This window comes from Curvivirga sp., assembly GCF_965219885.1.
Lineage (GTDB): Bacteria > Pseudomonadota > Alphaproteobacteria > UBA8366 > Aestuariispiraceae > Curvivirga.
Window position 1 is genome coordinate 736,999 of the sequence record NZ_CBDCOT010000009.1, and the last position, 17,614, is coordinate 754,612.

The window sequence follows — 17,614 nt, forward strand, 5'->3', positions numbered from 1 at the left end:
CGTTATAAATTAGAAAAGGCGGTTCAGTTTTGAGCCGCCTTTTTTATTTTTGCTCATGTGGTTTTTAAAACCTTTACTTTTGGAAGTCCTGTCCATGTCACAAGGATAATCCCGATTACGACGGGAATAAGCCCCAACAGGTCTGTTCCCACAATGGGTTCCCCTAAAATCGCCCAAGCCATAATCAAGGTGAAGCCGGGATTTAGGAAATGAAAACTACTAGCTGCACCCGCGCCTATTAATTTGATCAAACGGAACCACATCAACAACCCGCCAATGGAAATAAACACCGCCGAATAAGCCATCGACCCAATTAGATATTCATCTAATCTGAAGACACCCCAATCTTCCATCACATATGAAATCGGCAGTAAAATCACGGCAGAGGAAATCATCTGAAACAGGTTTAGATTCAAGGTATCTTGCCCTGTCCCCCATTTACGATAGGTGATTGTTCCCAATCCCAAACAAATCGTTGCAATGATGGTGATTGTAATTCCAAAAGGATCCAAACCACCATCCAGGTTCACACGGCCTTGCAAGACATACCAAACGCCAAAGATACCCAGGATCAGGCCAATAAATTTTCTTAAAGTAAAGCTTTCACCCAAAACTGGCTTTGCTAAAACCGCAGTTACCAAAGGCATTGCAGAGGCAATTAACGCAACAACCCCCGCATCTGTCGTTTTAAACGCAATAAAACAAAGCCCAAGATAAAGCGCGTTGTTTAACAGACCGAGCAAGGAACCAACCCAGACTTCCTGCCATGTAAATTTTAAAGATGTTTTTTCTCTCTTTGCTTGAAAAAGACGGATGACTAATAACATTAAACCCGTGGCAAAGAAAAAGCGCACCATTAAAAAACCAAGAGGAGGTGCGCTGATAATCGAAAATTTACCTGCAATAAAGGCGGAACTCCATAACAGGCAGAAGCCGATGCCCAATACAAAGGCTTCAATACGATTTGTGTTGTCCATATATCCTATTTAGCTATCCGAACTTTCCAAAGTCCTTTCAGATCATTCGGGTCTGCTACCTCTCCTTTACGGATAATTTCCACTTTACCCTGACGGGCCAGGAAAATTGCCTGTTGTTTGGTCGCATTGAAGTAACGACGCCATAGCTGTGGTCCATCTTTTGGCTTACGTTTGAATTCTGCAACTGCCTTTGCCAGATTTTCGGGTGACATCAATTCACCTTCTTCCAGACGGGAAAGTGTGCTTAAGATCATTTCCGCAACTGGGTCCAAAGGTTTTTCATCTGTGTCTGCCATCTGTCTGGCTCCTTATCCGCAAGAGATTAGTTATTTCTATATATCCTGAATAGGTCCAATTTAGGACCAGAATTTATGATTTACAGGACAAGCTTAAATTGAGTGGCCTCATTTCCATAGACGGGATCAATCCGTCTATCTGCATCAAAAGCCAATATCTGCCCATGATTTACCAGAATTTGCGCAGCCTGCAAGACCTCTCGCACCATTCTGTCACGCGCATGGTTATTATAAAGCAACTCAACGACTTGAATTGCTTCAATCTTTCCGTGATCTTGCAATAACTTCAAAATAGAATTTTGCACATCTTCGGTCCTAGGCACATCCCCACCAAAGCCCATGATACGGCGCATAGTAAAATCGATCAGTGATTTCAGACTATTTCTCATAGATTTTCCAACCCGAATCCTGTCATGATGCATATTAGCAGTCATTAAAACATAAAAACCATATATAGGCTGATAAGGTAAACTCATCGGGATTGGAGCCCACCCATGGATGTAAGTGATAATCTGGCATTCGCCACAGCCTTGTTTGTACTTAGCCATTTTTTGCTTTCAAGTACAGCCATTCGAACACCTGTTATATCAAAAATCGGTGATAAGGGATTTCGGATTACCTATTCCATCATCAGTTTTCTGACATTTGCATGGATGTTGGTGTCTTATGGAAATGCCTTTTATCAACCGATCTGGGAACCCCCGATGTTTATGCGGTTTGGTACTTTAATCTTGATGCTACCGGCTTGTATTCTTTTATTCTGCTCCCTCACCACCAAAAGCCCAACTATGGTGGGGGGTGAAGAGTCTTTAAATGACAGCAATCCAAATGGGAATGTTCCAAAAGGTATTATTACCATTACGCGTCATCCAATGTTAATGGCGACCAGCCTCTGGGCGATCGGTCATTTATTATCAAATGGGGATCGTTCAACTATGATTATTGCCATTGGTATTCTCATCCTTTCCATTGGGGGCATGTTACATATTGATCAACGTAGATCCGATCATCCAGCCTGGGGTGTCATTGCCTTAACCACATCCATATTCCCCTTTCATGCCGCCATTCAAAAACGCGTTAAAATTGACTGGAAGGGTATTGGTTTATGGCGATTGTTAGGTGGGTTGATTTTATTTGCCGGTTTGATTTACGGACATGAAACAATCGCGGGCATTGCATTGATGCCTTCATAAAATTGTTAAACCTTAGGCAGGAATACATTTAACCTGAACAGCATTGGTAGGAAGTGGCATATATTCACTTTCCCCCGGCAACGCAGATACAACAACGCCATCAGCAGAAAGAATACCTGTTTTACATAGATGTTGTTCTGCCAAAGCGCGAACTGTCGGCACAAGTAAATCAGCACTTTGGGCAAGGGGTGCATCTTGCCAATATTGATGACCTTGTCGGATCAAGACCACCAGATGAAAGGGTCGATCATCCGCACCACGGCCGTCTAGAACTCTAAACAACAAATCAGAATTCAACGGAATAACCCGTGCATTCAACTCTTTCTTAAGCTGAACATTACGTAACTGTTCTTCTTTTGAGATCGTCTTTTGGCACGCAACAACAAGAAAAAAAGCTGCAATGATTGAAATAATTTTATACACGAATTCCCCACCAATGAATTAGGTTCAACCCTCTACCTAGATCAATTGTATATAATATATCTTATTCTTAATCTAGTATCTTGGCAGAACTTGGTCGATGCCACCAAACTTATCTAAGAGTTAAGGACATATTAAGCATATTATAGACTTCAATAAATAAGTTGTTGATAATCAAACTAAAGTTGATAGATTTTAGTTATTAGCTGCAATAATTAATAGTGAAAACCATGAGATCATTCCCGCCAAAGTTTCTCTGCTTACTCTTATTTTTTTTAATATTAGGATGCAAAGTAACACATCACGGTTCAAACATTTCAAAAAGCTCTTCCAAATACACAGTTTCTCCCGAAGAATATGTTGAATCTGTAAGGAAAAACTACAAATACTTCGATTTGAGTGATCGTATTTCCTTTGGGCAAGCTTTTCAGGGGAAATCAGGTGATATATCTTATACTTTCATGCAGAGATCTTCGCATGAATCGTACTTACTTGATGCACCACTTTCTAGGCATAACTTTAAATGGTTCAATCAGCCGATAGATCAAGATAATAGTCTAGATTTGAAGTTAGAAAATTCATTCGGTGAAATAGCAATTAATGTGATAAATGACGCCTATTGGAGCCATGAAGATTATCTAACATCAATGAAGACAAAATGGGCAAAGTCAGGCGCTAAATTTACCACAACAGATAGAATTTATCTGGGACAAGATTCCAAAACACGCATTTCGGAATCTATTGCCACCATCACCACTAAATTAGGGTACAAATTTCAAACCGTCTTTCTCAGCTATGCTCGCAAAGACAAATGGTTTGTTTTTGTGGCCACGCCAAAACGCAAAAGTGCAATGCAAGAAATGCTATCACAAATGGCTAGGATCTTGATAGATATACATGACATCCCCACTTGACCGACACATAAGAGAAGCCGGAAATTCATCCGGCTTCTGCGTTACATTCGGGTGCTTAAACGTAGTAATCTTAAGCCGCTTTAGCTTCAACCACGTCACCATTTAAAGTGATGCTATCACCTTCTACGGATACCTTAACGGTTTCACCATCCTTCACAGTAGCTTCCAAGATTTTGGTCGCAAGCGGATTTTGGAGATAGGTCTGGATAACCCGTTTTAACGGACGCGCCCCATAAACCGGATCATAACCTTTATTGGCAAGCCACGTTTCGGCCTCATCCGATAAATCCAAAGTGATTTTGCGATCTTCCAATAAACGACGCAAGCGACGCAACTGGATCTCCACAATCCCGGTCATGTTGTCGCGGGTCAATTTATGGAATTGTAAAATCTCATCCAAACGGTTCAGGAATTCCGGACGGAAATGACTTCGCACCACTTCCATTACAGAGGCACGGGCTTCTTCTGTATCCGCACCTTCCGCTAGTTGCGCCAGATGTTCCGACCCAAGGTTAGATGTCATAATGATCAACACATTACGGAAATCGACTGTACGTCCCTGACCATCCGTCAAACGGCCATCATCAAGAACTTGCAACAAGACGTTAAACACATCTGGATGTGCTTTTTCCACCTCATCAAACAGAACAACTTGATACGGACGGCGACGGACGGCTTCGGTCAACACCCCACCTTCATCATACCCCACATATCCCGGAGGTGCCCCAATCAAACGGGCAACGGCGTGTTTTTCCATAAATTCGGACATATCAATCCGCACCATGGCTTGATCATCATCAAACAGGAATTCCGCCAAAGCTTTGGTAAGTTCGGTCTTGCCGACACCTGTTGGGCCCAAGAATAAGAAAGATCCAATAGGGCGGTCCGGGTCTTGAAGGCCTGCACGGGCACGACGAACTGCATTGGATACAGCTTCAATCGCTTCTCCCTGACCGATTACACGACGTGACAGATTACTTTCCATTGCCAGAAGCTTTTCACGTTCACCTTCCAGCATTTTGTCCACGGGCACACCTGTCCAGCGGGAGACCACAGCAGCAATATCCTGATCGCGTACTTCTTCGTCAATCATGGCCTGATCATTAGCAGCTTCTGCTTCTAGCAGGCGTTTTTCCAAATCTGGGATAACGCCATAGGCCAATTCACCCGCACGATCAAAACGACCGTCACGTTGTACCCGCTCTAATTCAGCGCGTGCTTGATCCAGCTGCTCTTTGATACTGGTTGCATCATTAAGCTTAGCTTTTTCCGCCTGCCATTTGGACGTAAGATCAAAGGATTTCTCTTCCATATCCGCAAGTTCAACGCCCAGATTAGCCAAACGATCTTTGGAAGCTGCATCCTTTTCTTTTTTCAAAGCTTCCTGTTCGATCTTCAACTGGATGATACGGCGATCCAACTCATCAATTTCTTCCGGTTTACTATCAACTTCCATACGAAGGCGGCTCGCGGCTTCGTCCACCAAATCAATCGCCTTATCCGGCAAAAAACGATCTGTGATATAGCGGTTAGATAAAGTCGCCGCAGATACAATGGCACTATCCGTGATACGTACACCATGATGCAATTCATATTTCTCTTTCAACCCCCGTAAGATTGAAATGGTATCTTCGACAGTTGGTTCCGCCACAAAGACAGTTTGGAAACGTCGCGCTAGGGCCGCATCTTTTTCAATATGCTTGCGATATTCATCCAAAGTGGTCGCACCCACACAATGCAACTCCCCACGGGCCAAGGCAGGTTTCAGCATATTGGCCGCATCCATACTACCTTCAGACGCACCTGCCCCCATCAATGTGTGTAGTTCATCAATGAAACAGATGATTTGCCCTTCCGCCGCAGAAATTTCTTCCAACACCGCTTTGAGGCGTTCTTCAAACTCACCACGGAATTTAGAGCCGGCAACCATCGCCCCAAGATCAAGAGACATCAGTTTCTTATTCATCAGGTTTTCAGGCACATCACCATTCACAATACGAAGGGCCAAGCCTTCAATAATGGCTGTTTTACCAACACCCGGCTCGCCAATTAGAACAGGGTTATTCTTGGTCCGGCGTGATAAAACCTGAATGGTACGGCGAATTTCCTCATCCCGCCCTATGACCGGATCAAGTTTGCCTTCACCTGCTGCTTCGGTCAGATCGCGCGCATATTTCTTAAGCGCATCATATTTATCTTCTGCAGAGGCACTATCAGCCGTGCGCCCTTTGCGGATTTCATTAATTGCCTGATTAAGACTTTGCGGGGATACTTTTGCTTTTTTCAAAGCTTCTGCCGCATCTGTGCCTTCTGCCATGGCTAAGGCTAACAATAATCGTTCTGCGGTTACAAAACTATCGCCTGCTTTTTCAGCTATCTGGGTTGCCTGATCAAATAATTTGGCAAGGCTTGGATCAAGATGTAACTGCCCAGCGCCACTACCTTGTACTTTTGGTAATTTGGATAAGGAAAGTTCAACAGCGTCCAATGCTTGCTTTGCCTTACCACCTGCAGATTCAATCAAGCCGGATGCAAGACCTTCTTGGTCTTCCAATAAAGCTTTTAATAAATGTTCCGGGGTAAAACGTTGATGATCACTGCGTAACGCCAAAGTCTGTGCAGACTGAATAAAACCACGAGAGCGATCTGTGAAATTTTCAAAATTCATATTCAACCTCATATCTGACATCCCCCGTCCATACGGCAAGATATCTTTGTAGAGTTGTCCTTAAGGCCTAACCCAATTCTTGGCATTAAACCCGTTTCTAGATGTGGACCCATTCTTGGCATCCACAGTAAATATATGGGTTCACTTACCATTACTTCAAGGATTTTTTCCTGAAAAACCCAAGCAACCTTATTCATGGAAATTGCTTTTATGTCAGGAATTTATCATTGCCCAAAAGACTTAACCGCCCCTATCATAACATAAAAGAAAACGCATAGGGAAAGATCATGACAAATATCGTTATTGTAACAGGTGCTGGTAGTGGCATTGGGCGTGCTTTAGCCATCAATTTAAGTTTAAAAGATATTCCTGTACTGGCTGTGGGGCGTCGTTTGAACAAGTTGGAAGAAACAGCAAAACTTGGTCATTCCAAAAAGATCACCCCCTTTTCTTGCGACATTGCAACCATCGCAGGACGAGAGAAACTCATCCACCATTTGGCAGACCAATCTTTATCAGGTCTTGTTCATTGTGCTGGTACTTTTCCCATCCAATCTTTAGATGACATATCTTTGGACAGTTGGCGTGAAACTTTTGCCACCAATCTTGAAGCTCGCCTGTTTCTTAGTCGTGATTTGAAATCCAACCTTGGCAAAGATGGGCGTATTTTGTTTATCGGGTCTATGTCTGCAACGACGGCACGCAAGGGTGCGATGGCCTATTGTGCCTCAAAAGCGGCTTCTTTCATGTTACAAGAATGCTTAAAGAAAGAATTTAATAATCAGGATCCTGCGGTTGGCATTGCCATTCCAGGCCCTGTCAAAACACCCATTCTTGATCAAGGCATGGAGGCGGACTTATCTATCTTTCCCGATGGAGCCGGATATGCAAATTCACCACAAATTGATCCAGAACGTTTAGGTCGATTTCTCAGCTGGTTATTGATAGAGACAGATCGTATTAGCTATGAGTCAAAACAATGGGACATACGTCATGAAGATCACCATAACCAATGGCTTGGGGAAGATGAACTTTTTATTACAGTATGAGTTTTCATTCATGCATGCATGACAATTTTGAGGAAACTTCTTTTCCAATTCGCTTTCAATATCTGCTATAAGGCTAGTCATAAGAAATTTCTTTCATCCCCATAGATTTTACAGATAGTTGAAAGACGATCAGCGATGACACAATTAAATAGTCTCGATTTTGACCCAAATAAATTAACCCTGACTTGGGCGGATGGCAGCAGCAGCCAGTTTCACGCGGTATGGCTGCGCGATAACGTTTTAGAAGAAGATGCACGCCACAAAAATGGCCAACGTCTTTTTGACTGGTCCGAATTACCACGTGACTTTTCCATGAAGTCAGCCGAAGTTGATGGTGACACAATCAAGATCAATTTCAATGCTGGGGATCGTCAATCATCCTATCCGATTGAATGGTTAAAAACATATGCCTATGACAATCAGGCACCTGAAAAGTCATATGAAATTTGGGGTAAAGACCTAGATCTTTCAGTGATCTATCATGATTATACTGAAGTACAAAAAGGCGGACAGGCCATGTGCGACTGGCTAAAATCTGTTCGTAAATATGGTTTTGGCATTATTCAAAATGTACCACAGGAAGAAGGTATGGTTTTGAATATTCTAAACAGTTTTGGCTTTGTACGTGAAACCAATTACGGCAAATTATTTGAGGTTCGCACCGAAGAAAACCCAAACAATCTAGCCTTCACACCTTTAGGCTTAAATGTGCATACAGATAATCCTTATCGTGATCCGGTTCCAGGCTTGCAAGCATTACATTGTCTTGAATCCAATAATGATGGTGGTGAATCTGTATTCGTTGATGGATATAAAGTGGCTGAACTACTTCGTCAGGAAGAACCGATCTATTTTGATTTACTCTCCAGCTACCACGCGAATTTCCGTTTCTGCGATGGGAAGGCTGATTTGAAAAACCGCGCAACTGTTATTGGCGTAGATAATTTTGGTCATTTCACCCATATTCGCTATAACAACCGTTCTGCGGCACCTTTGAACTTACCTGCAAATGTAATGGAAGATTACTATACCGCATTACTAGCATATGCAGATATGTTACACCGCGAAGAAGTCGAAGTTCTATTCAAACTAAAACAAGGTGAACTTGTATTATTTGACAATGAACGTGTATTGCATGGGCGCAAAGGTTTTGCCGGCGGAAAACGCCATCTTCAAGGCAGTTACGCAGATAAGGATTCCTTAAACAGCTGGATCAATATCTGGGAAGCTAAGCAGTAAAATAACTCATCAAAAAAAGAGAGATTAAAAATGCAGGATCATAAAACAGTTACCAAAGAAAACGTGGTTGATTTCCTAATCGACATGTTTAATTCACGTGGGCAAGATGAATATCTTGGTGAGGCCATCACACAATCAGACCATATGTTGCAATGCGCCGTTGTTGCGGATCAGTTTGAGGCAAAAGAATCTGTGATCCTTGCAAGCTTGCTTCATGATGTTGGTCATTTTATGCATGATTATGATTTTGATTGTGCCGATCATGGGATCGATAGTCGCCATGAAGATGTTGCAGATGATTTCCTGAAAAAATTTTATCCACCAGAAGTAACCGAACCTGTTCGTATGCATGTGGATGCAAAACGTTATCTTTGCGCCGTTGAACCAGACTATTTCGGCAAACTCTCTGAAGCTTCTGTTCATTCCTTAAAGCTTCAAGGCGGCCCTATGTCGGCTGAGGAAGTGAAAAAGTTTGAAGAAAGCCCACATTTAAAAGACGCACTAGATCTGCGCCGCTTCGAAGAAGCAGGTAAAGTTGATGGTGTTGAAACACCAAAAATCGAAGAATATCGTAGTTTAATGGAAAAATTTCTGCTGAACTAAGCAATTGATGATATTTTACTTTAAACCCGCCAGTAATATCTCTTGGCGGGTTTTACTTTTTTATCCCTAGATAATCCAATTCCATTTCCTATATCGTATAGGAAATGTGCAATCGGATTTATGGTTATGAAACTGACTCTTGGGAAATCATTACGGAATTTTGCTGGCGCTACTGCTTTACTGGCATTAGGCAGTTGTTCGTCTGTACCCAATACGGCAAGTTTTACACCCAATGAATCTTTACCCCCCTATACGCAAGATAGCTATGCAGAATACATCTCAGAAACACGTGACTGGTTAAGTAAAAACCGTGCGTTCATCAGTGAAGATTTAGTTGCTGAACTTAACGCAAACTCACCCTTTGAAAAGCGCCCAGATCATCCAACGAATAAAGGTATTTTATTAATCCACGGTCTGGCAGACTCCCCCTATAGTTTTCATGATGTCGCCGACCAACTGGTTCAACAAGGATATCTAGTTCGAAGCCTTCTTATTCCCGGCCATGGAAGTCGACCAGCCGATTTGATGCTTCCTGAATATGAGGATTGGAAACTCTTGGTCGAACATCACGCTGCTTTGATGAAACAGGAAGTAGATGAAATATGGATGGGTGGTTTTTCAACAGGTGCTAATCTTGTAACAAATTACGCCTTACAAGATGACGATATTTCTGGACTTTTATTATTTTCCCCAGCTTTTAAGCCAAAAAGCACAACCATGATCCAATTGGCAAAATGGGTGAAAGAGGTCATGCCTTGGGCAGATGCAGAATTGGAAGATAACTTTATACGTTATAATTCGCTACCGACCCATGGTGGCGCTTTATATGCGGAAACCTTTAACGTGGTGACAGATCGACTAGAAGGATATGGAGAATATAACAAACCTGTCTTCATCGCCTTAGCCGAAGATGACAGTGTTGTTGATACGGATAACATCCGACATATCTTTGACACGCAATTCACCCATCCAGATAGTCGTATGGTGTGGCTCGGTGATCCGATAAAGGAAAATCCACGCATTGATCAGTTTCCCATGACATTGCCTAAACAACGCATTTCAACAGGCTCTCATATGGCACCGTTATTTAGTCCGGATAACCCCTATTACGGAACCAACGCTTCTATTCGCATTTGTGAGAATGGACAAACACCCGAACAACAAGACGCATGTTTAAGAGGCGCCAAAATCTGGTATTCTCATTATGGATATGTTGAAGATAGTAAAATCCATGGGCGCCTCACCTATAATCCATATTTCAACGAGATGATTGGCTCAATCTATGAAACTTTAGGTATTGAAGATCAGGTAGCGTCCCAAAACTAAAGTTGAAACAAACGTCCCCATTTATCAGATATGTTTGTATAGCCCATTAAACGTATTGCATGCCAGGCGATTGCCTGATTACTACTCACCACAGGAATAGATAATTCTTTTTCTAGAACTTCTATCACCTCAATAGATCGCATTGCAGTACAAGATAAAAACATGGCCTCTGCCGCAGGATGCAGACAGGCCTTCGCCTCTTTTACAATGGCAGCCGGATCAATACGGGTGATATCTGCATCTTCCAGAACACCAAATCCCGCGATGTTCAAAATTTCCAATCCTTTTGCTGCAAAGGTTTCTCCAACCTTTCTATTCACATCCGGAATATAAGGTGTCAATAAAGACAGTTTTGTCACATCTAATGCCTTAAATGCTGCTGCCGCCGCGGTGATGGGGTTTGTTACTTTTGCGCTTGGTTTTACTTTTTGGATTTCTTCACGCAATCGATCTTCCCCAATCGCTGCGGTGCCCGAAGAACAACCATAGGCAATTACATCAACCGCCTTATCAGGCAATAAGTTATGGGTTGCACGTTCCAAATCTTGTGCCATTGCGGCCAAGCTATCCTCTGTAACCTGCCCATCAAAAATAATCCGATTGGTTAGGATAGACACATCAAAGTCATTTAACATATCGCGCAAATTATCTTCGATAATATGATCAGTCGATAACGCAATCAGGCCTAATTTCTTGCCGTCAAAATATTCAGATTTCTGATAGTCAGGATTGATTTTGGTAATTTCCATTCATGTGACTCCCACTGCACCTTCTTGAAAATCTATAGACTGTTTCTTATCTCCCCGGAAGTAAAATCAAACGCCCCACCCCTTGCAAAACAACAATATTCGCAGTATCACGCCCTTTATGACTGACATCACATTTAAACGCCCCGACCCGATTACCAATGCACGCAAACTTTCCATCGCGCCGATGATGGATTGGACGGATCGTTTTGACCGTTATTTCCTGCGTCTATTGTCCCGTAATATGTTGCTATATACAGAGATGGTGACCACAGGTGCGTTACTGCATGGGGATGTGGAACGTCATTTAGAATTCGATAGAGCCGAACATCCAGTTGCCTGCCAATTAGGGGGACATAACCCGGGTGATCTGGCCCATGCTGCCAAGCTTGTGAAAAAATATGGGTATGATGAAGTAAACCTGAATGTGGGCTGTCCATCAGATCGTGTGCAGAATGGTCGATTTGGCGCATGTTTGATGGCAGAACCTGATACAGTGGCAAATGCCGTTAAATCCATGCAAGATGCCGTGGATTTGCCTGTCACAGTCAAACATCGTATCGGCATCGATGATAATGATCATTATGACTATATGCGCAACTTCGTGGAAACTGTTGCCAAAGCAGGATGCGAACATTTCATCGTACATGCCCGCGTGGCAATTTTGCAGGGTCTAAGCCCCAAGGAAAACCGTGACATTCCGCCTTTAAAATATGATTTTGCCTATCGTTTAAAACAGGAATTTCCAGAACTTCATATCAGTATCAATGGCGGCATTCAGACCATTGAAGACAGTATTGAACATCTTAATCATGTGGATGGGGTTATGATTGGACGGGCAGCCTATAACAACCCATATATGCTGGTGGAAGCAGACCACAAAATCTTTGGTGACCCCGTTGATATACCAAGCCGCCATGATGTGTTACGTCAAATGTATCCTTATGTGGAAAAAGAACTGTCCCGCGGTACACCACTCATACAGATCACACGCCATTTATTAGGTGTCTTTGCAGGTATTCCGGGCGGACGTAAATATCGTCGTCATCTCAGCGAAAATGCCTATAAGAAAGAATCTGGATTGGAAGTATTGGAAACTGCACTTGGCTTCGTCTCAGAAGAAGCTGCCGCCCTTCATCCAGCCGCGTGATTAATCGGAATTCGCATCCAAAAGGATTTTATTCGCGGCTTGGCGGGCTAATTCATCGCAACGTTCATTTTCAATATGGCCTGCATGACCTTTGACCCATTTCCATTTAACATCATGAATGGAGACAGCCTCATCAAGACGTTGCCATAGATCCGCATTTTTAACCGGTTTCTTTGCAGCGGTTTTCCAACCGTTTTTCTTCCAATTAATAATCCATTTGGTGATGCCATCTTTCACATAGGTACTATCTGTTGTGAGGACCACTTGCATGGGGCGTTTTAAAGTTTCCAATCCCTGTATCGCCGCCATCAATTCCATGCGATTATTCGTGGTGTCCAACTCACCACCGGATAGTTCCTTTTCGGTGCCCTTCCAACGCATGATAGTCCCCCAACCGCCTGGTCCGGGATTTCCGCTGCACGCGCCATCGGTGAAAATTTCAACAGGATTGGACATTGGCTTTCCTATTTCTCTAATCCATATTCAGTCGGACTTTTAATATGACCATGGAATTTCAAATAGCCATAATATTCCATTGGATCCTTTGGTTTCACCAACGCACCTTCAGGATGATTGAGCCAATCATAAAGGCGAGTTAACAAGAAACGCAAGGAACTGCCACGGGCAAAAATTGGTAAAGCTTCCATTTCAGCAATCGAAAGGGCGCGCACCTTGTTGTAGCCGGACAACATCTGTTTCGCTTTGGTAATATTGAAACTACCATCACGTTCAAAACACCATGCATTCAAACAAATCGCCAAGTCATAGGCGTAGAAATCTGTACAGGCGAAATAGAAATCAATGATACCAGATAATTTCTTATCCAAGAAAAAGACATTATCGGTAAATAAATCCGCATGAATAACACCACGAGGTAAATCTGTCGGCCAGTGATTGGAAAGATAATCAAATTCCGCTTCTAATTCTGCCGCCAACCCCTGCTTCACTTCATCCGCACGGTCCGTGCAATCATCCAAAAGCTTACGCCAACCCTCAACGGATAACGCATTATCCCGTTCCATATCAAAATCGGCACCTGCCAAATGGAACTGCGCCAAAGCTTTTCCTAATTCCGCACAATGAAAAGGCATAACCTGCTTAGGCGACATGCCATCAAGAAAACTAATCATTGCTGCGGGGCGTCCACAAAGTTCCCGTAAAGCCTGTCCATTTTTGCCATGAACAGGTAAAGGACAATTCACACCTTTTTCAGCTAAATGGTCCATTAGATTTAAGAAAAATGGCAAATCATCCGGATTAACGCGTTTTTCATAAAGCGTTAAAATCAAAGGCATTTTGGTTGTTTTTAGCAGATAATTTGAATTTTCCACGCCTTCGGCGATACCTTTGGCAGAAACGATTTCACCCACATCATAATGGGTTAAAAATTCACGCAAATCTGCATCGGAAACTTCCGTATAAACAGCCATTATTTTTCCTTTTTCTTACTTAATCTTTGAGCAGGCGGGGTAATTTGAATTCAATATTTTCTTCGGCCGTTACCTTATGAAAAACGGTTAGATCGAATTTCTCACGACAGGCTTCAATAACTTCTTCGACCAGTATTTCAGGAGCTGAAGCACCAGCAGAAATCCCCAATTTACCAATACCGTCAAACCAGCTCCAATCAATTTCAGATGCTCTTTGAATAAGGTAAGCCGGGATATCGCCTGTTTGTTTGGCCACATCAACCAACCGTTTAGAGTTTGACGAATTTGGCGCGCCAATAATGAAGGCCAAATCTACATCTTCCGCCACGGCCTTCATTGCGGCCTGACGATTGGTTGTCGCATAACAAATATCTTCGCGCTTAGGCCCTTGAAGTTGTGGAAATTTCGCTTGCAAAGCAGCTAAAATATCTTTGGTTTCATCCACAGATAAAGTCGTTTGCGTTGCATAAGCCAGCTCTTGATCTTCTGGAAAATTCAGCTTTTCCACATCTTCGACTGTTTCAACCAGTGTCATCGCACCCTCATCCAATTGACCCATTGTGCCAATCACTTCTGGATGACCTGCATGCCCAATTAAAATAATATGACGCCCTTTTTCAAAATGACGTTCCGCCCCGCGATGTACTTTTGACACCAATGGACAAGTGGCATCCAGATAAATCATTTGACGTTTTTCAGCAGCAGCAGGCACAGATTTTGGTACGCCATGGGCAGAAAATACAACAGGACGATCAGCTGGACATTCATCCAGTTCATCAACAAAGATCGCTCCTTTATTTTCAAGAGATTCAACGACATAGCGATTATGAACGATTTCATGGCGGACATATACAGGCGCCCCAAATTTTTTGAGTGCTTCTTCAACGATCAAAATTGCACGATCCACGCCCGCGCAAAAACCACGCGGCCCCGCCAATACAATTTCCAGTTTTTGTTTCGTCATATCCTAATCCACCAAGCTGAATCTCTTAGTATATTTATAAGGCTAGCCTTTCGTTCCAAGCGGTTTTACACTATGGCTTCACATATGAAAACCGAATTACAATGTTTTTAAATCAGGAAAAAGAAAAAATGGAAGATAAAAACCTCATACCTGATATTCCTCAAGTTGCTCCATATTCTCTGAAGGTGGAAGAAGGAAAAACTTATTATTGGTGTGCATGCGGTAAATCATCCAAACAACCTTTCTGTGATGGATCTCATAAAGAAACAGGTTTTGCGCCAATAGCCTATAAAGCAACCAAGACACGCCAAGTATTTTTCTGTGGCTGCAAACTGACCAAACGCCCGCCACTTTGTGATGGAGAACATGCCCGCTTAATCGACGGATAAGATAAAACAACATGAATATAGGCAAATACTTGACCATCTCCATAAACTAGCCGATATAGTTAAACCATCGAAATCACCCTGAACACAGGATATTCCATGCCACATTTTTTCACAAAATCTATGCGAAACATTATTTTGCTTTTAACACTATCTGCCCTCGCCGCTTGTGCAGGCCTTGGTAGAACGCAGGAAGATGTGGTTTGTCCTTCAGTACGCGTAATCAAAGATACGGATGTTCTAACACGATTTAAACCAGGTCCAGGTCGTGATATCACAGATATTGAATTACAGGCGGAGCTTGTTCGAGCTGCGGGGGTTTGCGAAGCCTATGATGATCACGCCGACGTATTTCTGAATATTGATATACAAGCCCTTCAAGGAACCGCAAATCAATCCAGTAATCAGGTTGTTGACCTCATTATCGGGATTGTCGGTCCTGATGGTGAATTAATTGCTCCAGCGCCGATTGGTCATCGTAAATTGCCGCTCAATTTAACCTTTCCATCAAACCAATCCCAGATTGTATACAAAGAAGTTATTCGCGTAGATGTTCCATTTTCTGAAGAACAATCACCAGACGATTTTATCATTTACGTCAGCTTCGGTTTGAGCAAAGAAGAATATAAATATAATCAGGAAAATTAATTTTTTTCGAAAAACTGACCCTTTAAGCTACTGTTCTTAAATATTTTTTTAGGCAAATAAAAAAATGCACAAAAAGCTATTGACAGGAGCACGACATTCTGTAGCTTATAAACGACAGCCCGTTGATATGTGTGGGAGAGATCAGTGGATCATGGATTAAGTTTCATGATGACCATAGACGCCGAAGGAGCAACCGCCCCGGAATCTCTCAGGCAAAAGGACCGCATGTAGAGGGCCTTCTGGAAAGTGAACTTTTCGTAAGATTTGTTCCGCCGAAGGGGTAAGCTGATGGATGATGGTCCCCACCCTGATATCTGCCAGTCACACTCTCAGGCTCCGATGACAGAAGGGGTTTTTAACTTTTGTCCGGTTATGTTCGTCGCACAGACAAACATGCCGGTGCATGATGAAAACCTTGATTTGTCGGAGACCCCTTTATGGATTCTGCATCTGATACAGATTTATTGCGCACAGCGCTTCACGATTTGCACGTAGAACTTGGTGCGAAAATGGTACCATTCGCAGGCTATTCCATGCCTGTTCAATATCCACTTGGTGTATTGAAAGAACATCTTCAAACTCGTGAAAAAGCCGGTCTCTTTGACGTATCCCACATGGGCCAGTGCTGGTTGGTTGGTGAAAACCCAGCGCAAGCACTTGAAAGCCTCTGCCCTGCGGATTTACAAGGTTTGACAACAGGTCAACAACGTTACAGCCAATTCCTAAACGATGAAGGTACTATTCTGGATGATCTAATGGTGACCAAGCCGGTTAACCCTGATTATTCTGATCGTTTGTATCTTGTCGTGAATGCCGCGTGCAAAGATCAGGATTATGCCCTGATGAACGAAAAGCTTGCTGGCAAAGCAGAAGTTGTTGTTATTGATCGTGCCCTTCTTGCAATCCAGGGACCAGCAGCCGCGGAAGCAACCGCGCGCGTTCTTGGCGAAGCTGTCCTCACTCAACCATTCATGACCCAGTCCGAAGTTGAATTTGAAGGTGATACTTTACTTGTTAGCCGTTCAGGTTATAGCGGTGAAGATGGTTATGAAATTTCTGTTTCAAATGAAAAAGCCGATGCATTAGCACGCGCTCTTTTAGATCAGCCAGAAGTAGAAGCAATTGGCCTAGGCGCACGTGATAGCTTGCGTTTGGAAAGCGGCCTTTGCCTTTATGGCAATGACATTGATACAACCACTAGCCCAATTGAAGCAGCCTTGCTATGGTCTATTGGTAAATCCCGTCGTGCGGGTGGCGAAGCCGAAGGTGGTTTCCCGGGTGCCGATAAAATTTTGGCACAAATCGCAAATGGCGTAAGCCGTAAACGTGTTGGTATTCAACCGGAAGGACGCGCTCCTGCACGTGAAGGCACAATCATTACCGATATGGACGGTAATGAAATTGGTAAAATCACTTCTGGTGGTTTTGGTCCAACGACAGGCAGCCCAGTTGCAATGGGTTATGTGGCAATTGACCATGCTAAAGTTGGTACCGACATTCAATTGATGGTTCGTAATAAGGCAGTTCCTGCAAAAGTTGCTAAGATGCCTTTTATCGAACAACGTTACTATCGTGGCTAAAGCCAATAATATTTTTATTAAGTTC

Annotated in this window: 19 protein-coding genes and 2 riboswitches; of the genes, 10 read left to right on the forward strand and 9 right to left on the reverse strand. The window is 43.0% G+C overall.

What is annotated here, in order from left to right:
• Positions 1-53: 53 nt before the first annotated feature.
• From ACOQOA_RS08905 to ACOQOA_RS08915, 3 genes are all read right to left on the reverse strand, one after another.
• Positions 54-977, reverse strand: a complete 924-nt coding sequence (locus ACOQOA_RS08905; protein WP_420548293.1) for a DMT family transporter — start codon at positions 975-977, stop codon at positions 54-56.
• A 5-nt stretch (positions 978-982) separates the two neighbouring features.
• A complete protein-coding gene (locus tag ACOQOA_RS08910; protein WP_420548294.1) occupies positions 983-1,273 on the reverse strand; it encodes a DUF3253 domain-containing protein in 291 nt (96 codons plus the stop codon).
• A gap of 80 nt (positions 1,274-1,353) precedes the next feature.
• Positions 1,354-1,662, reverse strand: coding sequence for a hypothetical protein (locus ACOQOA_RS08915; RefSeq protein WP_420548295.1), 309 nt, complete (start codon positions 1,660-1,662; stop codon positions 1,354-1,356).
• 105 nt (positions 1,663-1,767) lie between these two features.
• Here ACOQOA_RS08915 and ACOQOA_RS08920 point away from each other — a divergent pair, with 105 nt between their 5' ends.
• Positions 1,768-2,466 (forward strand): NnrU family protein, encoded by a 699-nt coding sequence (locus ACOQOA_RS08920; RefSeq protein ID WP_420548296.1) that lies wholly within the window; start codon positions 1,768-1,770, stop codon positions 2,464-2,466.
• Between the two features lie 12 nt (positions 2,467-2,478).
• Here ACOQOA_RS08920 and ACOQOA_RS08925 read toward each other — a convergent pair whose 3' ends face one another.
• Positions 2,479-2,889: a hypothetical protein gene (locus ACOQOA_RS08925; RefSeq protein WP_420548297.1), complete on the reverse strand. Its 411-nt coding sequence runs from the start codon at positions 2,887-2,889 to the stop codon at positions 2,479-2,481.
• A 227-nt stretch (positions 2,890-3,116) separates the two neighbouring features.
• Here ACOQOA_RS08925 and ACOQOA_RS08930 point away from each other — a divergent pair, with 227 nt between their 5' ends.
• Positions 3,117-3,800: a hypothetical protein gene (locus ACOQOA_RS08930; protein ID WP_420548298.1), complete on the forward strand. Its 684-nt coding sequence runs from the start codon at positions 3,117-3,119 to the stop codon at positions 3,798-3,800.
• A gap of 70 nt (positions 3,801-3,870) precedes the next feature.
• Here the strand turns inward: ACOQOA_RS08930 and clpB are convergent, their stop codons facing one another.
• Complete coding sequence (clpB, locus tag ACOQOA_RS08935; RefSeq protein WP_420548299.1) at positions 3,871-6,468, reverse strand: ATP-dependent chaperone ClpB; 2,598 nt, start codon at positions 6,466-6,468, stop codon at positions 3,871-3,873.
• Between the two features lie 287 nt (positions 6,469-6,755).
• On the opposite strand from clpB, the gene ACOQOA_RS08940 reads away from it, so the two are divergent.
• The 4 genes from ACOQOA_RS08940 to ACOQOA_RS08955 all read left to right on the forward strand — a co-directional run bounded on the left by ACOQOA_RS08940 (position 6,756) and on the right by ACOQOA_RS08955 (position 10,685).
• A complete protein-coding gene (locus ACOQOA_RS08940; protein ID WP_420548300.1) occupies positions 6,756-7,517 on the forward strand; it encodes an SDR family oxidoreductase in 762 nt (253 codons plus the stop codon).
• A 135-nt stretch (positions 7,518-7,652) separates the two neighbouring features.
• Positions 7,653-8,756, forward strand: coding sequence for a 2-trimethylaminoethylphosphonate dioxygenase (gene tmpA, locus ACOQOA_RS08945; protein ID WP_420548301.1), 1,104 nt, complete (start codon positions 7,653-7,655; stop codon positions 8,754-8,756).
• Positions 8,757-8,786: 30 nt separating this feature from the next.
• Positions 8,787-9,359, forward strand: a complete 573-nt coding sequence (locus ACOQOA_RS08950; protein WP_420548302.1) for an HD domain-containing protein — start codon at positions 8,787-8,789, stop codon at positions 9,357-9,359.
• A gap of 126 nt (positions 9,360-9,485) precedes the next feature.
• Complete coding sequence (locus ACOQOA_RS08955) at positions 9,486-10,685, forward strand: alpha/beta hydrolase (protein WP_420548303.1); 1,200 nt, start codon at positions 9,486-9,488, stop codon at positions 10,683-10,685.
• Here the strand turns inward: ACOQOA_RS08955 and ACOQOA_RS08960 are convergent.
• Positions 10,682-11,434: a maleate cis-trans isomerase family protein gene (locus ACOQOA_RS08960; protein WP_420548304.1), complete on the reverse strand. Its 753-nt coding sequence runs from the start codon at positions 11,432-11,434 to the stop codon at positions 10,682-10,684. The two genes, ACOQOA_RS08955 and ACOQOA_RS08960, sit on opposite strands and share 4 nt — an antisense overlap.
• A 118-nt stretch (positions 11,435-11,552) precedes the next feature.
• On the opposite strand from ACOQOA_RS08960, the gene dusA reads away from it, so the two are divergent.
• A complete protein-coding gene (dusA, locus tag ACOQOA_RS08965) occupies positions 11,553-12,581 on the forward strand; it encodes a tRNA dihydrouridine(20/20a) synthase DusA (protein ID WP_420548305.1) in 1,029 nt (342 codons plus the stop codon).
• On the opposite strand, the gene rnhA is transcribed toward dusA, so the two are convergent.
• From rnhA to ispH, 3 genes are read right to left on the reverse strand one after another with little or no spacing between them, the layout of a single operon-like run.
• On the reverse strand, positions 12,582-13,037 hold the full coding sequence (gene rnhA, locus ACOQOA_RS08970; RefSeq protein WP_420548306.1) for a ribonuclease HI: 456 nt from the start codon (positions 13,035-13,037) through the stop codon (positions 12,582-12,584). It lies immediately after the preceding gene.
• An 8-nt stretch (positions 13,038-13,045) separates the two neighbouring features.
• Positions 13,046-14,011: a homoserine kinase gene (locus ACOQOA_RS08975; protein ID WP_420548307.1), complete on the reverse strand. Its 966-nt coding sequence runs from the start codon at positions 14,009-14,011 to the stop codon at positions 13,046-13,048.
• Positions 14,012-14,030: 19 nt separating this feature from the next.
• The gene (gene ispH, locus ACOQOA_RS08980; protein WP_420548308.1) at positions 14,031-14,975 is read right to left on the reverse strand and encodes a 4-hydroxy-3-methylbut-2-enyl diphosphate reductase; all 945 of its coding nucleotides are present in this window, start codon (positions 14,973-14,975) and stop codon (positions 14,031-14,033) included.
• A gap of 128 nt (positions 14,976-15,103) precedes the next feature.
• Between ispH and ACOQOA_RS08985 the strand changes: the two genes are divergently transcribed.
• From ACOQOA_RS08985 to gcvT, 3 genes are all read left to right on the forward strand, one after another.
• Complete coding sequence (locus tag ACOQOA_RS08985; protein WP_420548309.1) at positions 15,104-15,364, forward strand: CDGSH iron-sulfur domain-containing protein; 261 nt, start codon at positions 15,104-15,106, stop codon at positions 15,362-15,364.
• A 96-nt stretch (positions 15,365-15,460) separates the two neighbouring features.
• Positions 15,461-16,009 carry a hypothetical protein gene (locus tag ACOQOA_RS08990; RefSeq protein WP_420548310.1) on the forward strand — a complete coding sequence of 183 codons (549 nt, stop codon included), beginning with the start codon at positions 15,461-15,463 and terminating at the stop codon, positions 16,007-16,009.
• A 122-nt stretch (positions 16,010-16,131) separates the two neighbouring features.
• A riboswitch (glycine riboswitch) is annotated at positions 16,132-16,243 on the forward strand.
• A 1-nt stretch (position 16,244) separates the two neighbouring features.
• Positions 16,245-16,359, forward strand: a riboswitch (glycine riboswitch).
• A gap of 87 nt (positions 16,360-16,446) precedes the next feature.
• On the forward strand, positions 16,447-17,589 hold the full coding sequence (gcvT, locus tag ACOQOA_RS08995) for a glycine cleavage system aminomethyltransferase GcvT (protein WP_420548311.1): 1,143 nt from the start codon (positions 16,447-16,449) through the stop codon (positions 17,587-17,589).
• Positions 17,590-17,614 lie beyond the last annotated feature (25 nt).